The sequence below is a fragment of the Caballeronia sp. KNU42 genome (assembly GCF_053760385.1).
In genome coordinates, this window is sequence record NZ_CM132388.1 from 4,184,131 (window position 1) to 4,203,322 (window position 19,192).

At 56.9% G+C, this 19,192-nt stretch carries 17 protein-coding genes and 1 tRNA gene; 7 read left to right on the plus strand and 11 right to left on the minus strand.

The features are described from left to right. The first annotated feature begins 773 nt into the window (after positions 1 to 773). From ACSOSP_RS18850 to tnpC, 3 genes are read left to right on the plus strand one after another with little or no spacing between them, the layout of a single operon-like run. Complete coding sequence (locus ACSOSP_RS18850) at positions 774 to 1,193, plus strand: transposase (protein WP_455308804.1); 420 nt, start codon at positions 774 to 776, stop codon at positions 1,191 to 1,193. After that, positions 1,181 to 1,534, plus strand: a complete 354-nt coding sequence (gene tnpB / locus ACSOSP_RS18855) for an IS66 family insertion sequence element accessory protein TnpB (RefSeq protein WP_455308805.1) — start codon at positions 1,181 to 1,183, stop codon at positions 1,532 to 1,534. Before ACSOSP_RS18850 ends, tnpB begins: the two co-directional genes overlap by 13 nt. A 30-nt stretch (positions 1,535 to 1,564) precedes the next feature. Next, positions 1,565 to 3,139, plus strand: a complete 1,575-nt coding sequence (gene tnpC, locus ACSOSP_RS18860) for an IS66 family transposase (protein ID WP_455308806.1) — start codon at positions 1,565 to 1,567, stop codon at positions 3,137 to 3,139. Between the two features lie 295 nt (positions 3,140 to 3,434). On the opposite strand, the gene ACSOSP_RS18865 is transcribed toward tnpC, so the two are convergent. After that, entirely contained in the window at positions 3,435 to 4,391 is a 957-nt protein-coding gene (locus ACSOSP_RS18865; protein WP_455308807.1) for an FRG domain-containing protein, read from the minus strand. Between the two features lie 202 nt (positions 4,392 to 4,593). Here ACSOSP_RS18865 and ACSOSP_RS18870 point away from each other — a divergent pair, with 202 nt between their 5' ends. The 3 genes from ACSOSP_RS18870 to ACSOSP_RS18880 all read left to right on the plus strand — a co-directional run bounded on the left by ACSOSP_RS18870 (position 4,594) and on the right by ACSOSP_RS18880 (position 10,016). Then, complete coding sequence (locus ACSOSP_RS18870) at positions 4,594 to 5,235, plus strand: hypothetical protein (protein WP_455308808.1); 642 nt, start codon at positions 4,594 to 4,596, stop codon at positions 5,233 to 5,235. Positions 5,236 to 5,240: 5 nt separating this feature from the next. Continuing rightward, complete coding sequence (locus ACSOSP_RS18875) at positions 5,241 to 8,342, plus strand: DEAD/DEAH box helicase (RefSeq protein ID WP_455308809.1); 3,102 nt, start codon at positions 5,241 to 5,243, stop codon at positions 8,340 to 8,342. 393 nt (positions 8,343 to 8,735) lie between these two features. Further along, complete coding sequence (locus ACSOSP_RS18880; RefSeq protein WP_455308810.1) at positions 8,736 to 10,016, plus strand: hypothetical protein; 1,281 nt, start codon at positions 8,736 to 8,738, stop codon at positions 10,014 to 10,016. Between the two features lie 295 nt (positions 10,017 to 10,311). Here ACSOSP_RS18880 and ACSOSP_RS18885 read toward each other — a convergent pair whose 3' ends face one another. The 5 genes from ACSOSP_RS18885 to ACSOSP_RS18905 all read right to left on the minus strand — a co-directional run bounded on the left by ACSOSP_RS18885 (position 10,312) and on the right by ACSOSP_RS18905 (position 15,372). Further along, positions 10,312 to 11,388 carry a serine/threonine-protein kinase gene (locus ACSOSP_RS18885; RefSeq protein WP_455308811.1) on the minus strand — a complete coding sequence of 359 codons (1,077 nt, stop codon included), beginning with the start codon at positions 11,386 to 11,388 and terminating at the stop codon, positions 10,312 to 10,314. Continuing rightward, positions 11,385 to 12,392: a serine/threonine-protein kinase gene (locus tag ACSOSP_RS18890; RefSeq protein ID WP_455308812.1), complete on the minus strand. Its 1,008-nt coding sequence runs from the start codon at positions 12,390 to 12,392 to the stop codon at positions 11,385 to 11,387. Before ACSOSP_RS18890 ends, ACSOSP_RS18885 begins: the two co-directional genes overlap by 4 nt. 59 nt (positions 12,393 to 12,451) lie before the next feature. Then, positions 12,452 to 13,648, minus strand: coding sequence for a hypothetical protein (locus ACSOSP_RS18895; RefSeq protein ID WP_455308813.1), 1,197 nt, complete (start codon positions 13,646 to 13,648; stop codon positions 12,452 to 12,454). A 244-nt stretch (positions 13,649 to 13,892) separates the two neighbouring features. Continuing rightward, on the minus strand, positions 13,893 to 15,128 hold the full coding sequence (locus tag ACSOSP_RS18900; protein ID WP_455308814.1) for a tyrosine-type recombinase/integrase: 1,236 nt from the start codon (positions 15,126 to 15,128) through the stop codon (positions 13,893 to 13,895). A gap of 169 nt (positions 15,129 to 15,297) precedes the next feature. Further along, positions 15,298 to 15,372: transfer RNA gene (locus tag ACSOSP_RS18905), tRNA-Arg, on the minus strand. Positions 15,373 to 15,598: 226 nt separating this feature from the next. Here ACSOSP_RS18905 and ACSOSP_RS18910 point away from each other — a divergent pair. After that, positions 15,599 to 16,711 (plus strand): tyrosine-type recombinase/integrase, encoded by a 1,113-nt coding sequence (locus ACSOSP_RS18910; protein ID WP_455308815.1) that lies wholly within the window; start codon positions 15,599 to 15,601, stop codon positions 16,709 to 16,711. Between the two features lie 7 nt (positions 16,712 to 16,718). Here ACSOSP_RS18910 and ACSOSP_RS18915 read toward each other — a convergent pair whose 3' ends face one another. From ACSOSP_RS18915 to ACSOSP_RS18935, 5 genes are all read right to left on the minus strand, one after another. Next, a complete protein-coding gene (locus ACSOSP_RS18915; RefSeq protein ID WP_455308816.1) occupies positions 16,719 to 16,952 on the minus strand; it encodes a hypothetical protein in 234 nt (77 codons plus the stop codon). A 34-nt stretch (positions 16,953 to 16,986) separates the two neighbouring features. Beyond that, on the minus strand, positions 16,987 to 17,211 hold the full coding sequence (locus ACSOSP_RS18920) for a hypothetical protein (protein WP_455308817.1): 225 nt from the start codon (positions 17,209 to 17,211) through the stop codon (positions 16,987 to 16,989). After that, a complete protein-coding gene (locus ACSOSP_RS18925) occupies positions 17,208 to 17,939 on the minus strand; it encodes a PRTRC system ThiF family protein (protein ID WP_455308818.1) in 732 nt (243 codons plus the stop codon). Before ACSOSP_RS18925 ends, ACSOSP_RS18920 begins: the two co-directional genes overlap by 4 nt. Beyond that, the gene (locus ACSOSP_RS18930; protein ID WP_455308819.1) at positions 17,936 to 18,301 is read right to left on the minus strand and encodes a hypothetical protein; all 366 of its coding nucleotides are present in this window, start codon (positions 18,299 to 18,301) and stop codon (positions 17,936 to 17,938) included. Before ACSOSP_RS18930 ends, ACSOSP_RS18925 begins: the two co-directional genes overlap by 4 nt. Before the next feature lie 91 nt (positions 18,302 to 18,392). Beyond that, positions 18,393 to 19,184 (minus strand): PRTRC system protein A, encoded by a 792-nt coding sequence (locus ACSOSP_RS18935; protein WP_455308820.1) that lies wholly within the window; start codon positions 19,182 to 19,184, stop codon positions 18,393 to 18,395. Positions 19,185 to 19,192: the final 8 nt, after the last annotated feature.

Sequence of the window (19,192 nt, forward strand, 5' to 3'; positions counted from 1 at the left end):
GCAACTGCAGGACTATCGCGCAGCGAATGCCATGGGAGCCAACAAGTTTATCGGTGCGCTTTTTTGCGATTAGAAATGAATGCGCAACGACTAACTAGGCATCGCGCCAATCCCCTTTACCGAATAATCGCAACTAGCTCGCGCCGCGGTCGATTGGAAGGATCCAGAAAGATGAGAACGATCACGCGACCGGAATGGTTCACAATTCGGCAAGGGAGGACCGCTTGGGATGACAGTCTTCAGAGTTGCGACGCTCAATATCAATGGAACTCGATCTTTTACGAATCGTAGGCTCCTACGACCTCTCGTTAGGTCACGATACGGAAGGTGTTAACCCAGGAGCGCGAGCTCCACTTCGACCAACCGCGACATCCGGCCGACAACACGCTCGCGCAGATCTAGTTTCCCCCGATCGAATAGCGTCGACACTATTTCTCTACGGCAAATCAACACCGTATGTGAGGCGCTCACTACGGCATGGTGCCCAAAACCGGCGATAGCCTATCCTGCCCTCACTTCCACCATCTTCTTTTTTTACTTTGCTCTTGTGATCCGGGTCGTCCTCGTCGGATTTGGCATCTCGTTTCGTGGCTAGTTGCTCCGTGCCTTTAACGGCGGTCTCATAGTCGTGGTTGAGGCTAACTTGCAAATCGACTGGCTGTTTCTCCCTCGTCCTTTGCACGTGCAAAGTAAGCGGCTCGGCCCGACCGTTTCCCCATGCTGACTTTTCCAAAGCATGATGAGCGCGTTTAGATTAACGGAGCCAGTCAGCCATGTCGAACGCAGGGGGCGGAGCCCATCCCCGTCGCACGTACGCGCGAGAATTCAAGCAGCAGGTGATCAGAGAGACGTTGGAGCCCAGCATGTCGGTGTCGATTGTTGCGCGCCGGCACGACATCAACGCCAATGTGGTGTTCGGATGGCGCAAGCAATATCGTGAAGGCAAGCTGGTCGTCCCTGCACTCGACGTTGCGCCGAGCATGCCATGCACGGAACTGCTGAGCGTCGACGTGATCGACTCGGCATTGGTACTTCGGGCGCCGGAGCCGACAGTGATGTCGGAAGCGATGAGCAGCGTACCGATGCCGACGCCCGTGTGCGAGATCGAGGTGGAGATCGGCAAGCGGCGCGTGAAGATTCGCGGCCTGTCTGCCGAGCGCACCGAAGCATTCCTGCAGGAATGTCTGAAGTGATCGCGCTGCCGGTAGGTACGCGTATCTGGCTAGCGGCCGGCGTGACCGACATGCGCTGCGGGTTCCAGGGGCTGGCCGCGAAGGTGCAGACAGCACTCGAAGAGAATCCGCTGGGCGGCCACCTGTTCATCTTCCGCGGGCGTCGCGGCGATCTCGTAAAGCTGCTTTGGGCGACTGACGACGGACTCTGGTTGCTCGCAAAACGATTGGAGCGAGGCCGTTTTATCTGGCCCCAGGCCGATGGCGGAAAGATCCATCTGACGAGCGCCCAGCTGTCGATGCTGCTCGAGGGCATCGACTGGCGGCAGCCGCGACGCACCGCCGCGCTGTCGATGTTGTAAACCGCGAAGAAGACTCGTAAACTGCGGCGCATGTCCCAACATGCGCCGCTTCCCGCCACCGTCGCTGAGCTCCAGGCTCTGGTGCTCGAGCAGCAAGCATCGCTCGCGAACATGGTGCGGGAGATCGCCGCCCGCGACGACGAGATCGAACGACTGAAGGCGCAGATCGACAAGCTCAGGCGGATGTACTTCGGGAGCAAGTCCGAGAAACTGGCCCGGCAGATCGATAAGCTCGAAGCGCAGTTGGAAGACCTGACGGCCGGCCAAGGGGCGGCAGAGGCGCGAGGACAACGAGACAAGGCATCGAAGGGACCATCCAATCGAGGGCCCACGCGAGAACCACTGCCGCCGCACTTGCCGCGCGACGAGATCGAACTCACACCTGATTCGGCTTGCCCCATATGCGCGACTGCAATGCAGTGGCTCGGCGAGGATGTCTCCGAACAACTCGCCCGCGTGGCGGCCGCGTTCAAAGTGACCCGCACGATCCGCCACAAGCTATGTTGCCCTGATTGCGGCCACATCGAACAACCCGCGATGCCTAGCCTGCCGATCGAGCACAGCATTGCGCATCCGAGCTTGCTGGCCGATATTGCGGTGTCGAAGTTCGCTGATCATCAGCCGCTGTATCGCCAATCGGAGATTGCGGCACGCGACGGAGTGACGCTGGATCGCGGCAGCATGGGCCGCTGGCTCGGGCAGATTGCCGAGCTCTGTGTGCCGCTCGTTGAAGCGATCCAGCGCTATGCACTGGTTCCCGGAAAGGTACACGTTGACGACACGCCGGTCGCGGTGCTCGCGCCAGGCAACGGTAAGACGGTGACCGGCCGCTTCTGGGTCTACGTGCGCGACGATCGTCGCTCGGGTTCGGCTGAGCCTGCTGCGGTATGGTTCGACTTCTCCTCGGATCGCAAAGGCGTCCACCCTCAAACCCGGCTCGCCGCATTCCACGGCATCGTCCAGGCCGATGCTTACTCGGGGTTCGATCAACTGTACTCGAGCGGCGAGATCCACGAAGCGGCATGCTGGGATCACGCGAGGAGGTACATCTACGATGTTCACGCGCGCACGCCGATTGCGGATACCCAGCAGCTGCTCGAGATGATCGGCGAGCTCTACAGCATAGAAGCCGACATCCGCGGCAAGGAACCAGACGAGCGTCTGCGCGTGAGGCGGGAGAAGAGCAAGCCATTGCTCGTGAAGTTCGAAACCACGATCAGGGCAAAACTCACGACGCTGTCGACGAAGTCCGCGCTCGCCAAGGCGATCAACTACTCGCTGAACCACTGGGCAGCCCTCACGTTCTACTGTGAAGACGGTCGGGCCGAGATAAGCAATGTGCTTGCCGAAAACGCCTTGCGCTGTGTCGCGCTCGGACGCAAAAATTATCTGTTCGTCGGCTCCGACAGCGGGGGCGAGCGGGCCGCCGCGATGTATAGCTTGATCGGGTCGTGCAAGCTCAACGGAATCAACCCGCGTGCCTACCTGGAATACGTCCTGACCCACATCGCTGATCACAAGATCTCCCGCATCGACGAATTGCTGCCTTGGAATGTGGCTGACAAACTAAAACTCCTCACCCCGCACACACTCTCAACCGGGTAGATCTGGATAGATTTGGATGGATCGTGCCCACGATCGCCGATCGTGGACACGATCTACCTTGATCTATACGGACTCCAACACGCCATCACCATCATGCCTCACTCGCGCGCGCGTGAGGACACGGCCCAGCCGAGCCGCTTACCGTGCAAAAGCGTGAGGGCGTATCGATGTGGAGAGCATTCTGGGTTGGGAGTAGCTTGCACGGGTCGATATACAATGGGCTCCCTTGAGAATTTTGCATGTGCAAAGGCAAAGGTTGACGCGTCGGGGCGTCGCGGGGCGATCCCTAGCTTTTCTAGTTGTCCTCGCCTGGCTTTCTCATTCGAGAAGTGACCGCATTGACGTGTGCAGAGAGACCGTCGAGATCGGGAAACAGAAACGACCGGTCAACACCGTAGTCTTCTAGAAGTGCAAGAATTTCGGCTTTCAGGGCCGCAGGAACATGTAAACATATTAGATTGGGCTGCCCTTTACCCAAGCGCGATTCCTTCACGTCGATCACGTGTGCAGCATCGCAGTGGACAGTAAACAAGCCTTTCTGGTTAATGATGCGTGGGAATGCTGCCTTGGGAATGAACCCAAATACGCCTCGCTGCCGCTCCAGCATATCTCGGGTTACCTGGTTGGTCATGATGACGTCCTCCAACTCGTACATCCAGACTGCGCCATCCTTGTCCAGATGATCCGAACATGCGAAGTAGCAGGCAACCAAGGGATTCATCGACCAGTCGAGCAATCGCGTTGCAAGGCCGTGGTGCTGGGCTAAGGCAAGCTGCTCGAGATAGCTTGACGATAGCGATGCATAGGCGACTGCCTTTTTACTCCACGCGGAAAATCGCCCAAGATCCCGGTCATTGGGAAGATTGAATTCCGATCTTCCTGCCTTCGGCAACAGTTCCCAGCTCAGTTGAGCGTGTCCCCGAAAGATATATCCGAGTCCGTCGTGACTTCTGAGTGCTCGAAAAACCTTATGAAGCATTTCCAGATCAGTCAGCTTGATAGACTCGTATTCCATGATTTTAGGTTCGTGACTGAAAACCGGTTGATTGTATCGGTGATGGGCTGAATCCTCGTAACGAGGCAGAAATTTGGGGGTGATCGGCGCCACAATCGCAGGATGCAGATTTCGACTGCCAGACCAATGACTGGCGTGGAGACAATCGTCGCCATCGGAGACCAACTGCTTAGGGCACCGTGTCGGTGGTTCATCATGCTTCGGGTTCGGCCAGGCGCGGACCGTTTCGACGAGCATGCAAGGGACCGCTTCCAGGCCTTCTTTGTGTTCTTTGACGCTACGACCACTTAGGTCGCTCTTAATAGTTTGCTAGCGGTGGATGAGCGCGGATGCGCCCGCGACACTCTTGAGCGAAAAAAGAGCGATGAAACCTATTTCGTGCGCCAAATTTGACCTTTTCATCATATAGTTAGCTCGCGCACCAATTAACCAGCAGGATATGACGTTGTTTTCTGAACCTAAGAAAGGCGGGTATATGGGAGTTTTGGGGGACATCCTTTTCTATCGTCGGGACCAAGTCGACCTCGATGACACGCTGCGCCATCGCGTCGAGCAACTCCGCGCGAAAGTCGACGGACTTCCTGAAAAGCTCTTTTCCGAGAAGTCTGACGAAGAGATCGCCACAAACATTGCCCAAGAAGAGGCCGTGAAGCCGCTTGCCGTTGATTTCGCTGCGGGGACACCGAGCGTCCGCGAAATGCAGGTGGAAGTCCAGGATCAGTTCGGGTTCGAGCGCGGGCCTGTCCACGTCTCCGGCTTGGAGGTGACAAAGTCGGTGCCTTTCAAAGGCGATCCTGAGCTTTGGCGCCTTCGCACCAACCCGTGGGGGATGAACCCGCCTCGCGGCGAAGTCCGGGGAGACAAGCTTGTTATCGGCATCTCGGTTCGGGCGCAGCAGACGGAGGAGGCTGCCCGCTACATCGAGGAGACCATCGCTCAGATCCCCGAATACCTTCAGCGTCAAGAAGCGCAAATAACGCAGCACAACGCATCCCTAGCGCAGCATGCGATGCAGTGGATCAGCATGCGCCGCCAACGCCTCAGCGCGGCGTCCGATTTGCTGAAAAAACTGGGGCGATAGCAGCTATGGGTTTCCGGGGCCTTTTCATCGGCATTGATCGATATGCGTCTGCTGACATTGGTGAGTTGTCTTGCGCCCGACGCGATGCGGTCGCGTTAGAGGCCCTTTTTGCGGATACCCTCGGCGGCAACACGGTTCTACTCGCAGACAAAGATGCGACGCGTGACCGAATTGCGGCCGAATTTACTGCACTTGAGAACGTCGACCCAGAGGATACCGTTGTGATCGGCTTCTCCGGCCATGGGTCGGAGACCCACGAACTCGTTGCCCATGACACCGACATCTACGACATCGCGCGGACTACCATCTCGCTTGACCAGATTGAACGGTGGTTCTCACATATCCCAGCCAAGCGCCTGATCTTTTTTCTGGATTGCTGCTTTTCGGGGGGGATCGGAGCGAAGGTGCTTCACGTCATAGCGAAACCGCGCGATATGCAGTCAGCAGAGGCATGCCTCGCTAAGCTCGCAGGAAAAGGGCGAGTCATCTTCACCGCCTCAAGCGCCAACGAGGCTGCGTGGGAGCACGGCCGCTACGGCCATGGACTGCTGACTTACTTCCTGATGGAAGCTCTCCGTGGCCCTGCAGAGCTTATCGACGCCGGACGCATCTCGCTTTATCGCTTGCTCGACTATGTCACGGCGCGTGTAAAAGCGGCGGCGCAGCAGATTGGTCAGCTGCAGAATCCGACGATGCGAGGTCAGATTGACGGCGAGCTAATTTGGCCGATCTTCGCACCGGGCCAGCGCTTCTTCGCCGCCTTCCCCGAACGTGCGCTGGCGCAGGTGACATCCGATCTCGCCAGCCTGACGGCACGAGGCTTCCCCGACGAATTGATTGCCGCCTGGGGCCGGGCGATCCCGTCGCTGAACGCGCTCCAATTGGACGCCATCAACGATTACGGCCTGCTAGATGGCGACCACCTCGTGGTCTCGGCGCCAACATCTTCGGGCAAGACCATGATAGGTGAGCTGGCAGCGCTACGCCATGTGCTTGACCGAAAGCGCGCGCTCTTTCTTCTACCGCTCAAAGCGCTGGTGGCTGACAAGCGCCGGCACTTCGAAGCCATATATGGCTCCTTTGGCATTCGCACGATCGAGGCCACAGGGGAGACTGACGACATCTCGCCGCTAATCCGTGGGCGATATGACATTGCCCTACTCACTTATGAGAAGTTTGCGGCGCTGGCGCTGACGCATCCTCATGTACTGGCCCATGCCGGCGTCATTGTGGTCGATGAAGCGCAAATGATTGCCGATGCTTCTCGCGGCGCAAACCTAGAGTTCATCCTAACGCTGATCCGCATGCGTCGCCAGGAATGCATCGAGCCGCAAGTGGTGGCGCTATCGGCCGTAATTGGTGATACCGGCGGCTTGGAAAGTTGGCTCGGCGGCAGGCTGCTACGCCGCAACGAACGCCCGGTGCCGCTCGCGGAAGGCATTTTGCGCGCCGATGGTTCGTTTCGATATCTGGACCCTGCCACCGGCGAGGAGCGCGTTGAAGGCGGAGTCGTGCAACGGCAATATGGCAAAAACTCAAGTCAGGATTGGATCATCCCGCTCGTTAGAAAACTGACAGTTCAAGGCGAACAGATTATCGTATTTCGTGAGACAAAGAGCGAGGCCCGGTCCGTCGCTAATTACCTTGCAGAAAATCTCGGCCTGCCACCGGCGAACGATGCCGTCGCAAATATGCCGATCGCCGACGCGTCGCAGGCCAACGGCGACCTGATCGCCGATTTGCAGCGCGGGGTGGCCTTCCACAACGCGGACCTCCAGGCGATAGAGCGGCGCATCATCGAGCAGGAATTCCGCCGACCCGAATCTGGCCTCCGCGTTATTGCGGCAACGACAACGCTTGCCATGGGTGTGAACACGCCGGCATCGAGCGTTATTATCGCCGGCCTGCAACATCCGGGCGACGAGCCTTACTCTGTGGCCGAATACAAGAATCTAGTGGGCCGCGCCGGCCGCCTCGGCTATGCTGAGAAGGGCACTTCATACCTGCTGGCGCTCGATCCTCGAACCGAGTACGACTTCTGGAATCGGTACGTCAAAGGATCTCCAGAGGACTTGCAGTCGCGGTTCCTAGACACTGGCACTGATCCTCGATCGCTGATTGTTCGCGTCCTTGTCGCGGCAAATAGGTCTGCCAGAGAGGGGGCCACAAGCAATGAGATTGTCGGCTTCTTAGAGGCGAGCTTCGGAGCTTTTCAAGCAGCGAGAAGTCGAGAGGGCTGGCAATGGAGCCGCAACGACCTCTTGTCGGCCCTCGCCGACCTCGAACACCACCGACTCGTGCAACGCAATGACGATGGACGCTATAAGCTCACGCCTCTCGGTCGGCTTGCGGGCGAAAGCGCGACGGAGGTTCATTCGATTGTCCAGCTAGTTGCCGTCCTGACTGATCTTGAGCCCGATGAAATTACGGACCCCGCCATTATCACCGCGGTACAGACTACGGCGGAACTTGATCAGGTCCACTTCCCGCTAAACAAGAGTAGTAAATACAAGGAACCCCAGCTCTGGCCGAATGAATTGAAAGGCCAAGGCGTCCCGTCACATATCCTCAGTAGCTTGCGAAGGTTCGCCGCTAACGAACATACCCCTACGGCGCGGGCCAAGAAGGCGGTCGCTTGCCTTCTCTTTATCTCGGGCAAACCGATGAGCGCAATCGAGGCGACGCTAGTTCAATTTGGGGGCGCATTCGGGGGTGCCGCCGGCCCGGTTCGGAGCGTGGCGGCGCGAACAAGCGACCTGCTACCCGTCGCAGCTCGGGTCGCAGAGATTCTCCATCCGTCGTTGGAGCTAGGCCATCGTGTCGGACGCTTAGTGGTGCGTCTGACCTTTGGCGTTATAGGTGCAGTGGTGGACCTAGCCCACGAGGCTGGTGCAGACCTGCTACGCGGCGACTATTGCATGCTTGCAGAGGCAGGTTTGGGCGAACCGGCGGCTATCGCCGCAGCCAGCGACGCTACCCTGCTAGCGGCCGTGAACGGGGATCGGAATAAGTTGGCCATCGTTCGGGCTGCGGGCGAGCGCGTGGCTGCCCGTCGGATGGAGGCCTCCAAAGCCTCGACTCCGGTCCTAGAAGCGTACGTAGGCTAGCTCGATAGGCGCGTATCAGGGTGCCCGCCGGCGTGATGACAGATCGGCAGAAATAGCATACGCGCTGGGCCGATACATTGAGAGCACATATGCGCGACCCGGGCCGCATCGTTGAGGTCGTTGACGCGATGGTGGACTACATGTACCGCTGTGGTGCCTTGCCGACGGACCGACTCGTTAGTGACGCTGCACGTTCATTGTGTTTCCTGAACGACGCTATAAGGCCCGAGATTTCGCTGCACTTCGGCCCGCAAGAACGTGCTCTACGATGCCCGGGACGATGGCTGATGTACGCACTTCCGACGCACCATTGAGCGAGAGGTCTGCGCCGCTGCGATAAACGGACCGGATCAAAACCATACGTAAGATCAGGGCAAGTCCCGGCTAATTTCGATGAAAGAAAAGCAAAGCAAGCGAGACGAGTTTTCTGAGACCGCGAAAGACCTTATAGCCAAACGCTCTGGTTACATTTGCGCTTACCCGGGATGCCGTAGGATGACCGTAGCTGTCTCAGATGATCGCAAGTCTGGGCTGACTATGACTGGCGTGGCCGCTCACATTACTGCGGCCGGCCGCGGTGGTCCGCGTTACGACGCAAACATGAGGCACGATGAGCGTTCGAGTGAAAGAAACGGAATTTGGACGTGCCAGATTCATGGCAAGCTCATTGACGATAACCCCAGCAAATGTTCCGTGGAAGAGCTTCATCGCTGGAAGGCACAGCATGAGCAATGGGTGTTTGACCGAGTCAAAAGCGGTACAGCGAGGCTCCAGCGTGGCATTGGGCAAATTTCGTTTCGAAACATCGGTGTATTTGAAGGGGAATTCAAGATCCCTTTGGGACGGCATAACGTACTCGTAGGACCAAATAATGCCGGAAAGACGTCGCTATGCCAGATCCTTACGTCGTTTTCCGGTGGTGACCATTGGCGCCGTTTCGCCGATCGCTTCGACTTCTCTAAGCAAGCAACGTCACGCAGCTTTATCGAAGCAACACACTGGAATGAAGCTGGAACAACACGCGTGCGCATGAGCCCGCAAGTGCTGGCGGGTGGCACGAGCGCGAAACGAGTTCGGCAAGGCATTCATATTGAACTGAACGGCTGCCCGTCGACTGACTGGCCTCGATCATTGTTTGAAGCCCTGTTCTTTGACGACCAGCTGTACCGAAGGCATCATGCAGATCCACAAGACGAGTTTGTCAAGGCGCTCAGATACCTTGCGAACGTTTTGGGCACCGATGAATCCTTGGTTTGGGACGCCCTTCGAGAGGATCTGTTTGCCAATTCTGTATTCGGCTACAGGTTCAAGCGAGACGGAGCTCGAAAAGCTAAAGTATTGGTGCCGGATGGTCGAAATTTCTATCTTCCCCATGGCGTTCTTGCCTTTACAGAAAAGCAGTTAGCATTCCTAGACATCGTATTAGGTCTAGTTTCTCGGAAGCCAAAGGCAGAAGGGATCATGTATGTTTTCGACACCAGCTTCTTTCAGCGGTTTAGCGAAGGCGTAAAAGTGGATATCTTTAATAAGTTCACGTCGCTGGACGACCGCTTGTCGCAGACTTTTTTTTGCATAACTGATGACGATGATGCCGAGGTGCTAAAGAAGCTCCAATCGGACAATTGGATCAATGCGGAGCGCATCGGTGAGATGACTTTGCACACTTTTCTTTAGCGTTTGGCGTATTTGCGAAAGCGGAACCTCTGCAGTGCACGACTGTGGCGTTCCTTTGCGCTACGAAGCCAGTCGCGATCGCAACTTCAGGTTCTTGTTCTCGGGCGGCCGGGAGCTGGCAACGACGTGCGGCGGATCTTACATTCCGCACGTCGAGGACACAATTTGGCGCGAATTTCGTCACTAATCCGGCGGCCGAAAGAGGGCGAACGTTGCGGCACTTATTCACTCACGACGGGTGCCGCACCTTATGCGGCACGCAAGCCATAAGAACGATGAGTTTTGATATCAACAACTACGGTAGAGTAACGACCAACACCGGATGCGCGCGCGAAGCGCCCCCGCCTCGATATTGCGCGAGGATCACTTGTTGGTCTTGAGTTGGACGTGTTCCATATACGCTCGACAGGTGAAAGAACACATCGCTTCCAGTACCAATGTCAATAAAGCCCCATGCGTTATGCCTGATAGTGCGAACTGTTCCCATAACCCGTCTTTCGAGCGGATAGCAGATTTCGCTGAACCGGCGAACCAAAGCGTCCGCATCAGGGCGGGCCGCTGGATCTTTTTGGAGGCATTGCAGAATTAGTGCAGTGAGTTCTCCCGCGAGCGAAGAAAACTGTGGGTTCGCCGTCATAAATGAGGGAAACGCTGGCACGGCTCCATCCATAATATTACGGACTGCGCGCAAGCCCGAGCCAAACGGCAACTTCCCTGTCAATAGTTGATACATCATTGCCCCGATGGACCAAATGTCTGTCGGCTTCCCAACGGCGCGAGGTGTGTCAATGGCCTCTGGCGACATATATGGCAACGCCCCCACAGCAGTTGCGTTCGTGCTCAAAGTTGCGGTCCCCCCTTCTGCCGCTTCGATCAGTTCCTCTTCTGCCATCTTCGCAATTCCGAAATCGGTGACTTTCAGATTCGTTAGGTCGAACCCGCCGGTTGCCATGACATTGGTCGGTTTTAAGTCGCGGTGTATCACTCCCGCATGGTGAGCAGCGGCGACGGCTTTCGCCAAATGATGGAATATTTTTGCCGCGAGATATGGATCAACATATGCGATCCGTCGCACCAACGTTTGATCAAGGTCCTCCCCATCGATAAACTCCTCCACGAGGAATTGCCTGCCTTCATCCTCGAAATAATCCAATGTTTTTGCAACATTAGGATGATTTACCTTAGCCGCGACAATAGCGCTGCGGTGGAATCGTTTTTCTGCGGCAGAGTCTTTGGGCGTTTTAAGAGCAATGTTTCGACCGAGCGTTGAGTCGTGCGCGAGATAGACATGTTGCATACCACCGGCCCCGATATAGCCGAGGATCTCGTATCGTTGCTGAACGATTTGTGACCGGCTTAGTGGACCGTTCATAGAATGATCTCCGGATGCGACGTGTCAAATGTGATAAATGCTCGACTGTTAGCGGGGCGGGGCGCTACACCTAAGCTTGCCACGCAAGAGCCCGGTAGCTCCTCGTTGAGGATCGGCAGCCGGTTGTTAATTTGAACTTCACCTGAGAAAGACGACACACGGAAAGCAAGTCCGTCATATTGTATTTCTAGTCCACCGACGCCTGGAAGGTCCAATCGGACCGAACGTCTTCCTGCGTTTAGAAACGACGTCCGTTCTCGAAACACAACGAGTGCCTGGTGTCGATCGCGACAAAGATGTTTCTGAAGAAGATTCGCGACGTCACGCATCGCGGGTCGCGCTTCGGGAGCATAGGCTAAACAGTTTTGGAGCACTCTTGCCAATTCTGGATCAATGCCGAAAGGCGTCGTTCCAAAATAATCCCCGTTGATCAGCCTGGGAGGCCGCATTCGTAGCTCAGCCGGAAGCGTTTTGGTTGTTAGATACAACGCCGTGGCGCCAAACGCGTAGACATCAACCGCCTTAGTGAAGCTAACTTCATCTCCATAAAGCTCCGGCGCGGCAAAACCGAAGGTGCCAACAAAGCCGCGGGTTTGCGCGTCGAGACCTTCATCACGAGCGAGCCCAAAGTCGAATATTTTGACGATGCCCTCGGCATCTAACTTCATGTTGTTCGGCTTGATGTCGCGGTGAATCACGTCGACTTCATGAATATCTGAAATGCCTGAAGCGATCTGCCAGAGAGTCTTAAGGTAGGACACCTGATTTGCTTGAGGCGTATCGTCCTCAAGCAGATCTCGGCCGCCAATGAATTCTTGAACAATCCCTATCTCGTCGTTATCTGCCTCAATCACGTCAAACACCTGCACAACGTGTTTGGAGCGCATCTTGAGCAGCGCCGCAAACTCGTCCATCATGCGCCGTACGTCATCGGGGTTTTGCAAGAATTTAATTGCGACCATGCGATCCAAATTCGTGTCGTTGCAGAAAACGACAGAACCCATACCGCCATTAGCCGAGTGGCCTGTTGGAACATAACGAGCGGGCAAAGATCTGGGCATAATTAAGACTTGTTAGGAAACTCAATTTTTAAGCCCAACTGCGGGTCGTCGTGATCTCCACCGGTCTGCTTTATTGGACTACTCGGTTTGTCCGGACTCAGATTCTTTTTGACTGTCTCTTTCCTGGCTTTCTTGGCAGGCCGCTTTTGTTTTGGTGGCACAACGTTTCCGGCATCACGCCTCGTTGTTTCCTGCTCGGCCTGCTCTTGCTCGACTAGCGCTTGTCCAGCGGGAGACATCGAGGCCTGGGCGGTGAGCGGAGCTCCTATTTTTTCGGCCGCCTGCGGCGGCAGCGGTGATTTAGGATTCGGAAGTGCGCTGGGGATGCCAATTATCTGAACCTCACCAAATGAATCCCAGAATTCACAAACGCTCGTGTCGAGCGAGGGTTCTGGCTGTGTCGCGATAAGGGTTGATGACACCACTATGGCGCTGGCATTGTCGTGACCACCGCACCATCGTGCGACGTCCACCAGCCTTTTAGCCACGGTCCCAACGTCGGTAGCGTGCTTGATAATCCCGCCGAGCACGGCATGAGGAAGATAGTGCACTCCGTCAGACGTCAAGACCATGCGGACCTCCGGGTCCGTCGGTAAATGATCAACGTGTGGCTCTAAACCGCTGCCGAATCCAACGAATTGCAATAGCTGGTTTCTGCCGCTATGACCGTTCCCGTCGCGGTGGGGCAATTGCCCGTCAAGCGTATCGTCTATAGTGACTTGAATAAGCGCTTCGCGGTTTGCCAAATAAATGCGACTATCGCCTACGTTAACCCACTGACAATGGTTGTCTGCCGCTATTAGCAGAGCCGAAAGGGTCGCGCCGCCTTGTCCGTGATAGCGCGATGAAACAACATCGTTCGCATGCAAGGTTGCTTCAAGTAGGCTCTTAGACGGGTCCACGTCATCATTTCGGAATCGGAAGGCGAAATCCGTGAAAAACGCGGCTATGGTCATCGCTGCACAGACGGCCCCGTCCGCCATACCCCCCATCCCATCGCTCAGCGCACAGAGGACATAGCTTCGTCCTGACGCGCCAATTGCCCGCATCACTGCTGCTTTATCCTGATTTTCCTTGCGAAGCGCCCCAATATCGGTCGCTACAGCAATCTGCAGATCTGCGACCCTCCGTACTGCAGTAAGGTTGTTACGGCGCAAAAGCCACGCGTTCAAGCGGTCGAAAACTTGGTCTCGCTTCATGTGGTGGTGTGGGTGTCGTTGGTGAGTGCTGAAATCTGCCAGAACTATACAGGTCTTTTCGGCCAGCTCGGTTCGCATATTGAGTTGGCAAGTCAGTCTGCTGCAAGCGACAACCCCGGATCGCTTTACAAATCGAGGCGATCCGAGAGTATTAGTGGCGTTCAGAGAGACCTAAAGTAGACTAGCGGCAATCCTTCGTCATCGTTTCCCGCGTGTCGTCGCGATCGACCATAGGTTCTGCGGATTAATCGACCTGATTTTGTGCCTGGTGCAGATAGTCTTCTGGTGCCTGGTCCAGATAGTCTGCCCAGCGCTGCATCATCTCCCGCCTCTCTGGCAAGTACTCGGCGTGCACGTATGCTGCCGTGACTTGATTGCGTTCGGCGTGTGCAAGCTGCACATCAACAACTTCACGGCTGTACCCTAACTCGCGAAGCACCGTAGCCGCCAAACCCCGGAAGCCGTGGCCGGTCATTCGAGATTTGTAACCCATGCGATACAGGGCATAGAGCATGGTGTTATTCGAGATATGACCGTGCCTCCTGCTTTCGACACTAGCGAAAATGTACCTCTCATCGCTATTGAACGATCGCAGTATCGTCAGGATTTCGAGCGCCTGACGCGAAAGCGGCACGATGTGGGGGTCGCGCATCTTCATGCGCTCGGCGGGGATGCGCCATTCAGCTTTGCGCTCGTCGATCTCCGACCATTCCGCCTGGATCATCTCGGTCGTACGTACGAACGTGAGCGCCATGAATTGCAGGGCGAGGCGGGTGACTAACTCACCCTCGTAGGCCGCAATATCGCGCATTAATTGCGGTATCTCCAGCACCTTGACGCGAGCCATGTGCTTTACGCCCGTGCCGCGCTTGAGCACCGTCTCGGCGTCGATGTCGGCGGCCGGATTGCGCGAGCATCGGCCGGTCATAATGCCGTACTGAAAGACTGCCCTGGAGCGTTGCAGGATGCGTTTGGCCGTTTCTCGCACGCCGCGTGCTTCGACGAGCCGGACGATTTCCAGCATGTGCGGCGCTTCGATATCGGCTATCGGTTTCGCGCCAACCCTTGGGAAAACGTCGACTTCGAGCGAGTTGATCACCTTGCCAGCGTAGATTTCCGTCCATCCGTCTTTCTGGTTGTCGAACCACTCGCGAGCCACCGCCTCGAATGATGACGCCGCTCGCATGACCCGTGCGCGTTTCAGTTCTTTTTTCGATTCGCCGGGATCGGCACCGCCGGCCAATAGGCGGCGTGCGGCAAGGCACTTCTCACGAGCCTCGGCGAGCGTGACCTCTGGATAAACTCCAAACGAAGCAAGTTTCTCCTTCTCGTCGAATCGATACTTCATTCGCCAATAGCGAGCGCCGTTCGGCATCACCTGTAGATACAAGCCCTTGCCGTCGGAAAGCCGGTAGGGCTTGTCTGTCGGCTTCGCACGGCGGACTTTCAAGTCCGTCAAAGGATCGGCGCGTTTGGGCATGCTGTTTTGGGGGTATCGGTTTCGGGGTATCTCGGTATATCCGCACTGATACCCCCAAAAAATCTGGCTACCGCTGGGCATCGTTGGGCAATGATGGCAGCAAAAAGCCCCGCAGTGCAAGGCTGTACGGGGCTTTTCGGTATTCGATGGGCACTGCTGGGAACTGAGATGGTCCCCCCGGCAGGAATCGAACCTGCATCTAGCGCTTAGGAGGCACTTGTTCTATCCATTGAACTACGGGGAGATGGATATTTTCAATGGGTAGACTGAAACCTTATGAACAAAGGCTTCAGTCTTATCCCGTATGCTTTTCCGGCTGATTCGCTTCTTCCTAATGAAGCGCCGTGAAGCACCGTTTAAGCCAATTTATTACCCCGCGTGCTACAGTTTTGCTACAAACCACCTTTGGTAGCAATCTGTAGCAGTGCCAGATCGCTCAGCCTTACTGGATAAACGATTCGGGGTAAATCATGGCTTCAATCTTGCCGGTCGGTGAGAAGTGGCGCGCTCAGGTCCGACGCAGCGGCCAGAGTATAGCAAAGACCTTTAAAACAAAGGGTGCCGCCCAAGCGTGGGCACGCGATCAAGAGGTCGCAATCGACAAGGGACGCAATACCGTCGACGCGGAGACCGTCACGATTGGCGTGTTGATCGAGAATTATCGCGAGGCGCGGGCTGAGTCAGGGCGCCCCGTTAAACCGAAGTCGAACGAGGATTACGTCCTTCAGCGGTTGCACGACACTTTCCAAAGTAACTTGGCTTCGCGCCTCACAACGCAGCAAATCGTCCAGTTCGCGCAAGCACGCAAACGCAGCGTCGACGGCAAGCCGGGCGCGGGCGGTTACACCATCGAGATGGACTTGTCCAAGCTCGGCACGGTGATGCGCCATATGGCATCGCTACTCGACATCGTGCTGCCCGACGCAATTGGCGCTGCGCGGCCGACGCTGCACCACCTGCGCTTAATCGACTCGGGCAACAAGCGCACCCGTCGACCGACGCCGGCGGAAATCAAATCGATCTTCGAATGGTTCGGCGAGCATCCGGAGCGCGAACAGGCGATGCCGGATCTATTGCGCGTGGCGATGCAGTGTGCGTTCAGGCGTGGCGAATTGTTCGAGATGCGGTGGGACGACCTCGATGCGAAAAATCACCTGATGTTGGTGCGCGATCGCAAACACCCACGCCAGAAGGTAGGGAACAACGAATGGATTCCGCTCATTGGGGATTCGTTCGAGGTCATCATGCGTCAGCCGCGCTATCCAGTACCGGAAGCGCACGCGGCCAGGCGGGTCGCCGATCCGACTGTGCCGCCCCACAAAAACGAATACATTTTTCGCTTCGATAAGGGCACCGCGAGCAAATACTTCAAGCAGGCCTGCGACGCGAAGGGCATCGTCGACCTGCATCTCCACGACCTACGGCACGAGGCCACCAGTGCGCTATTTGAGGCGGGGTGGGAAATCCCTGAAGTGGCGGCCGTGACGGGACACAAGGATTGGCGCAACCTGAAGCGATATACGAATCTCGATCCGGTTCAGGTTGCGAAGAAGGGACGACTGAAATTGATCGAAACGACCTGACGCCGGCCTAAGCTGCGGCTTTTGCCCGGGCCTTCTCCGACATCGCGTCTAAATACTCAGCGACCGTGTCGTAAGCAGCGAAGCGCCCAGCACCTTCCTTGTAGGTTGGAATCGGAAAACACTCGGCGCTGACTTGGTTGCGAATCGTACCTTCGGACAAACATAGCAACGTCGCCAACTGTGCCATCGTCAGACGCGGGCCAAATTTTTCCAGGATGTACGCTTGGGTCAATAGTTTCATTTGTTTATCGCCTCCTGCGGCGAGACAGACTGAGTTAGTTTGGCACTGATCTAAATAGGGCAGACGCTGCTGCGCATCGTGGTTCGTCGTCCGACTTGTTTTCTTCAGTCATGATCTCTTCAACGATCTCTGCGATGTCAGTAAAAACGGACATATCTTGATCGAGGAACATTTGGTCGCGACGGCATATCTCTTCGACACGCTCCACAAGATGAACCGGAAATGGCGTGACGCGATCGCCGTTTTGTCGAGAATTCATTTTGAGTTGTCCACAGCTAGCGGCCTCACATGGCCGGTTTTCAGATTTACAAATGCTCCGCACCAAGTCAGGCGGCCATGCCGGAAAAACTCCCAAAGAATTCCGAGTGCTGGAGTCACGATCGCCTGGTTAATGAAGAGCTCTTGGCGCTCAAGCGCCTCGGCGAGACCGCAGCTCGGCGTGTCGTCCTCGGGTACGGTCGTGTCGATCAGCTCGGGCAGGACGTCGTAGGTCCAACGCAACGCGGTACTGCCCGCAACCGGCTTGCGATCGCAACCAAATACGACCTGGCCATCGCTCGCGCGATTGCCAAGGTCGAGCACGTAACCTGCCGCCTTCCGAAGCAAGGGCGCGAGCTTGGCTCGGGCTGCGGCGCTATCGACGCACATCACCACCAGAGCGCCGCCCGCGCGCACCAGTTCATCCGCACCGGCATGCTTCGGGCGGGCGCACCAGTCCAGCCCGAAAAACGCATTGAGCCGATGAACAAGGACAACGCTCTTGTACTGGCCGACGTCGGCGGGGCTGAACATTTGGCGCCCGATGTTGGCGTCGCTGACCGTGTCCCCGTCGAACGCGGTTACATGAAGACCGGGGTGCCCGAGATTCACCAGCGCATGGTTCAAACGTGCGAGGCCAGTCAGCATCTGCGAGCCGTTACCACCGCAGCCAATCAAAATGACATTGACGCGTCGTTCAAGAAACTCTGCGGGTGTCACGTGGGTCATAGCAACCCCTGCAATGGAAGGGCCGAATTGCAACGCGCGGCGCAGTTCGTAATGGCGCGCCGCATTGCGCGCATCCGTTCTTTCCCGTCGCTATCGGGCAGTTGATCCACGTTGAGCGGTTCGCTTACATGAGCGATCGTCAGGCGGGATGCGCAAACGCCGTCAGCCAGGTGAATGACGTCTATGCCGATGAGGGCGGCGATCAGGTTCGCATCGGTGTCGACCATCAGTGGATTGAAATAGCGCGGCTTCCCGCCTTCTCCAGTGCATGCGTACACGACCTCAAGCTCTCGCACACGATAGCGGGTCGGATGCAGGCCGGCCGCGGAGGCCGCTGTTTCTATAAGCGCGAGATCGTTCATTGCGCACCTTTCGGTGGGGACGCGAGAATGCCGTAGAGCAGCAGGCCAAAGCAGGTGCCAGTACTGAAAATGGCGACTGCGAGGAGGGTGGTCATACGGGCTCCGCCGTTCGGAACACCGCGTCGGCGGGCACCTTCAATGGAATGAACATGCCGAGTACGCACAGCCGGAAGGCAACGCTCGGAGTACCGCCCTCGGCAAGCCCGCCCAGCACGGCGGAAATCTTCACTTCACCGGCATCGTCGGCGTCGTCCTGCGCACTGAAGAAAGCAGCGCCGGCCCCGTGGCTGTGTATGTCGATGACGAGGCTTTCATTCGGCAGCAGATCAGGGCGATCGAAGGTGATTGAACCGGGCGTCGCAGATGACACGCGCAGCGGACGATAAGCCAACTCTTTGCGCTCCTGGTTCCATACGATCCACGCGGCATGCTCGTTCGGCAGTGCGTTGCGCGCTTCCTCGGCGAATGCCTGGACAAACGGGATCGCGACGCCAAGCTTTCCGAACGCGAGTTCGACCTTCGGTTCGACTGTTCCGCAGGGCGGACGCGGCCCGGTTGTGACATGTTTTGCAATTTGCTGGATAACGTGCAGCCATGGGCGCCGTACTTCGACGAATACGCCTTCGGCCGCCATCAGGAAGCGGTGACCGATATCGACGAGCGGAGCAAACTTGGCGTGTGTGGGCAACACCATGGTGGGCGCACTGTCGTACAGCGCGGCATCAAGCGTGAGGTTTTCATCACCCTCGGTAGCCGCGATCGGGCGCGTGATCAGTCGCTCAAGTTCAGCCGCGACGTCTCGTGAAAAGCTCGAGAGGATGTCTCCGAGCGCCTTCACGTTCTGGTTGTTGGATGCGTCGAATTTCTCAAAAATATCTTTCATGCTCACGG

Bases quoted from the DNA above. Each gene is read 5' to 3' on its own strand.
- ACSOSP_RS18910 (WP_455308815.1), top strand. From the start codon at position 15,599: ATGGCTTCAATCTTGCCGGTCGGTGAGAAGTGGCGCGCTCAGGTCCGA.
- ACSOSP_RS18865 (WP_455308807.1), bottom strand. From the start codon at position 4,391: ATGCTCGTCGAAACGGTCCGCGCCTGGCCGAACCCGAAGCATGATGAA.
- ACSOSP_RS18935 (WP_455308820.1), bottom strand. From the start codon at position 19,184: ATGAAAGATATTTTTGAGAAATTCGACGCATCCAACAACCAGAACGTG.
- tnpB (WP_455308805.1), top strand. From the start codon at position 1,181: ATGTCTGAAGTGATCGCGCTGCCGGTAGGTACGCGTATCTGGCTAGCG.
- ACSOSP_RS18925 (WP_455308818.1), bottom strand. From the start codon at position 17,939: ATGACCCACGTGACACCCGCAGAGTTTCTTGAACGACGCGTCAATGTC.
- tnpC (WP_455308806.1), top strand. From the start codon at position 1,565: ATGTCCCAACATGCGCCGCTTCCCGCCACCGTCGCTGAGCTCCAGGCT.
- ACSOSP_RS18930 (WP_455308819.1), bottom strand. From the start codon at position 18,301: ATGAACGATCTCGCGCTTATAGAAACAGCGGCCTCCGCGGCCGGCCTG.
- ACSOSP_RS18895 (WP_455308813.1), bottom strand. From the start codon at position 13,648: ATGAAGCGAGACCAAGTTTTCGACCGCTTGAACGCGTGGCTTTTGCGC.
- ACSOSP_RS18890 (WP_455308812.1), bottom strand. From the start codon at position 12,392: ATGGGTTCTGTCGTTTTCTGCAACGACACGAATTTGGATCGCATGGTC.
- ACSOSP_RS18850 (WP_455308804.1), top strand. From the start codon at position 774: ATGTCGAACGCAGGGGGCGGAGCCCATCCCCGTCGCACGTACGCGCGA.
- ACSOSP_RS18870 (WP_455308808.1), top strand. From the start codon at position 4,594: ATGACGTTGTTTTCTGAACCTAAGAAAGGCGGGTATATGGGAGTTTTG.
- ACSOSP_RS18885 (WP_455308811.1), bottom strand. From the start codon at position 11,388: ATGAACGGTCCACTAAGCCGGTCACAAATCGTTCAGCAACGATACGAG.
- ACSOSP_RS18875 (WP_455308809.1), top strand. From the start codon at position 5,241: ATGGGTTTCCGGGGCCTTTTCATCGGCATTGATCGATATGCGTCTGCT.
- ACSOSP_RS18880 (WP_455308810.1), top strand. From the start codon at position 8,736: ATGAAAGAAAAGCAAAGCAAGCGAGACGAGTTTTCTGAGACCGCGAAA.
- ACSOSP_RS18900 (WP_455308814.1), bottom strand. From the start codon at position 15,128: ATGCCCAAACGCGCCGATCCTTTGACGGACTTGAAAGTCCGCCGTGCG.
- ACSOSP_RS18920 (WP_455308817.1), bottom strand. From the start codon at position 17,211: ATGAATTCTCGACAAAACGGCGATCGCGTCACGCCATTTCCGGTTCAT.
- ACSOSP_RS18915 (WP_455308816.1), bottom strand. From the start codon at position 16,952: ATGAAACTATTGACCCAAGCGTACATCCTGGAAAAATTTGGCCCGCGT.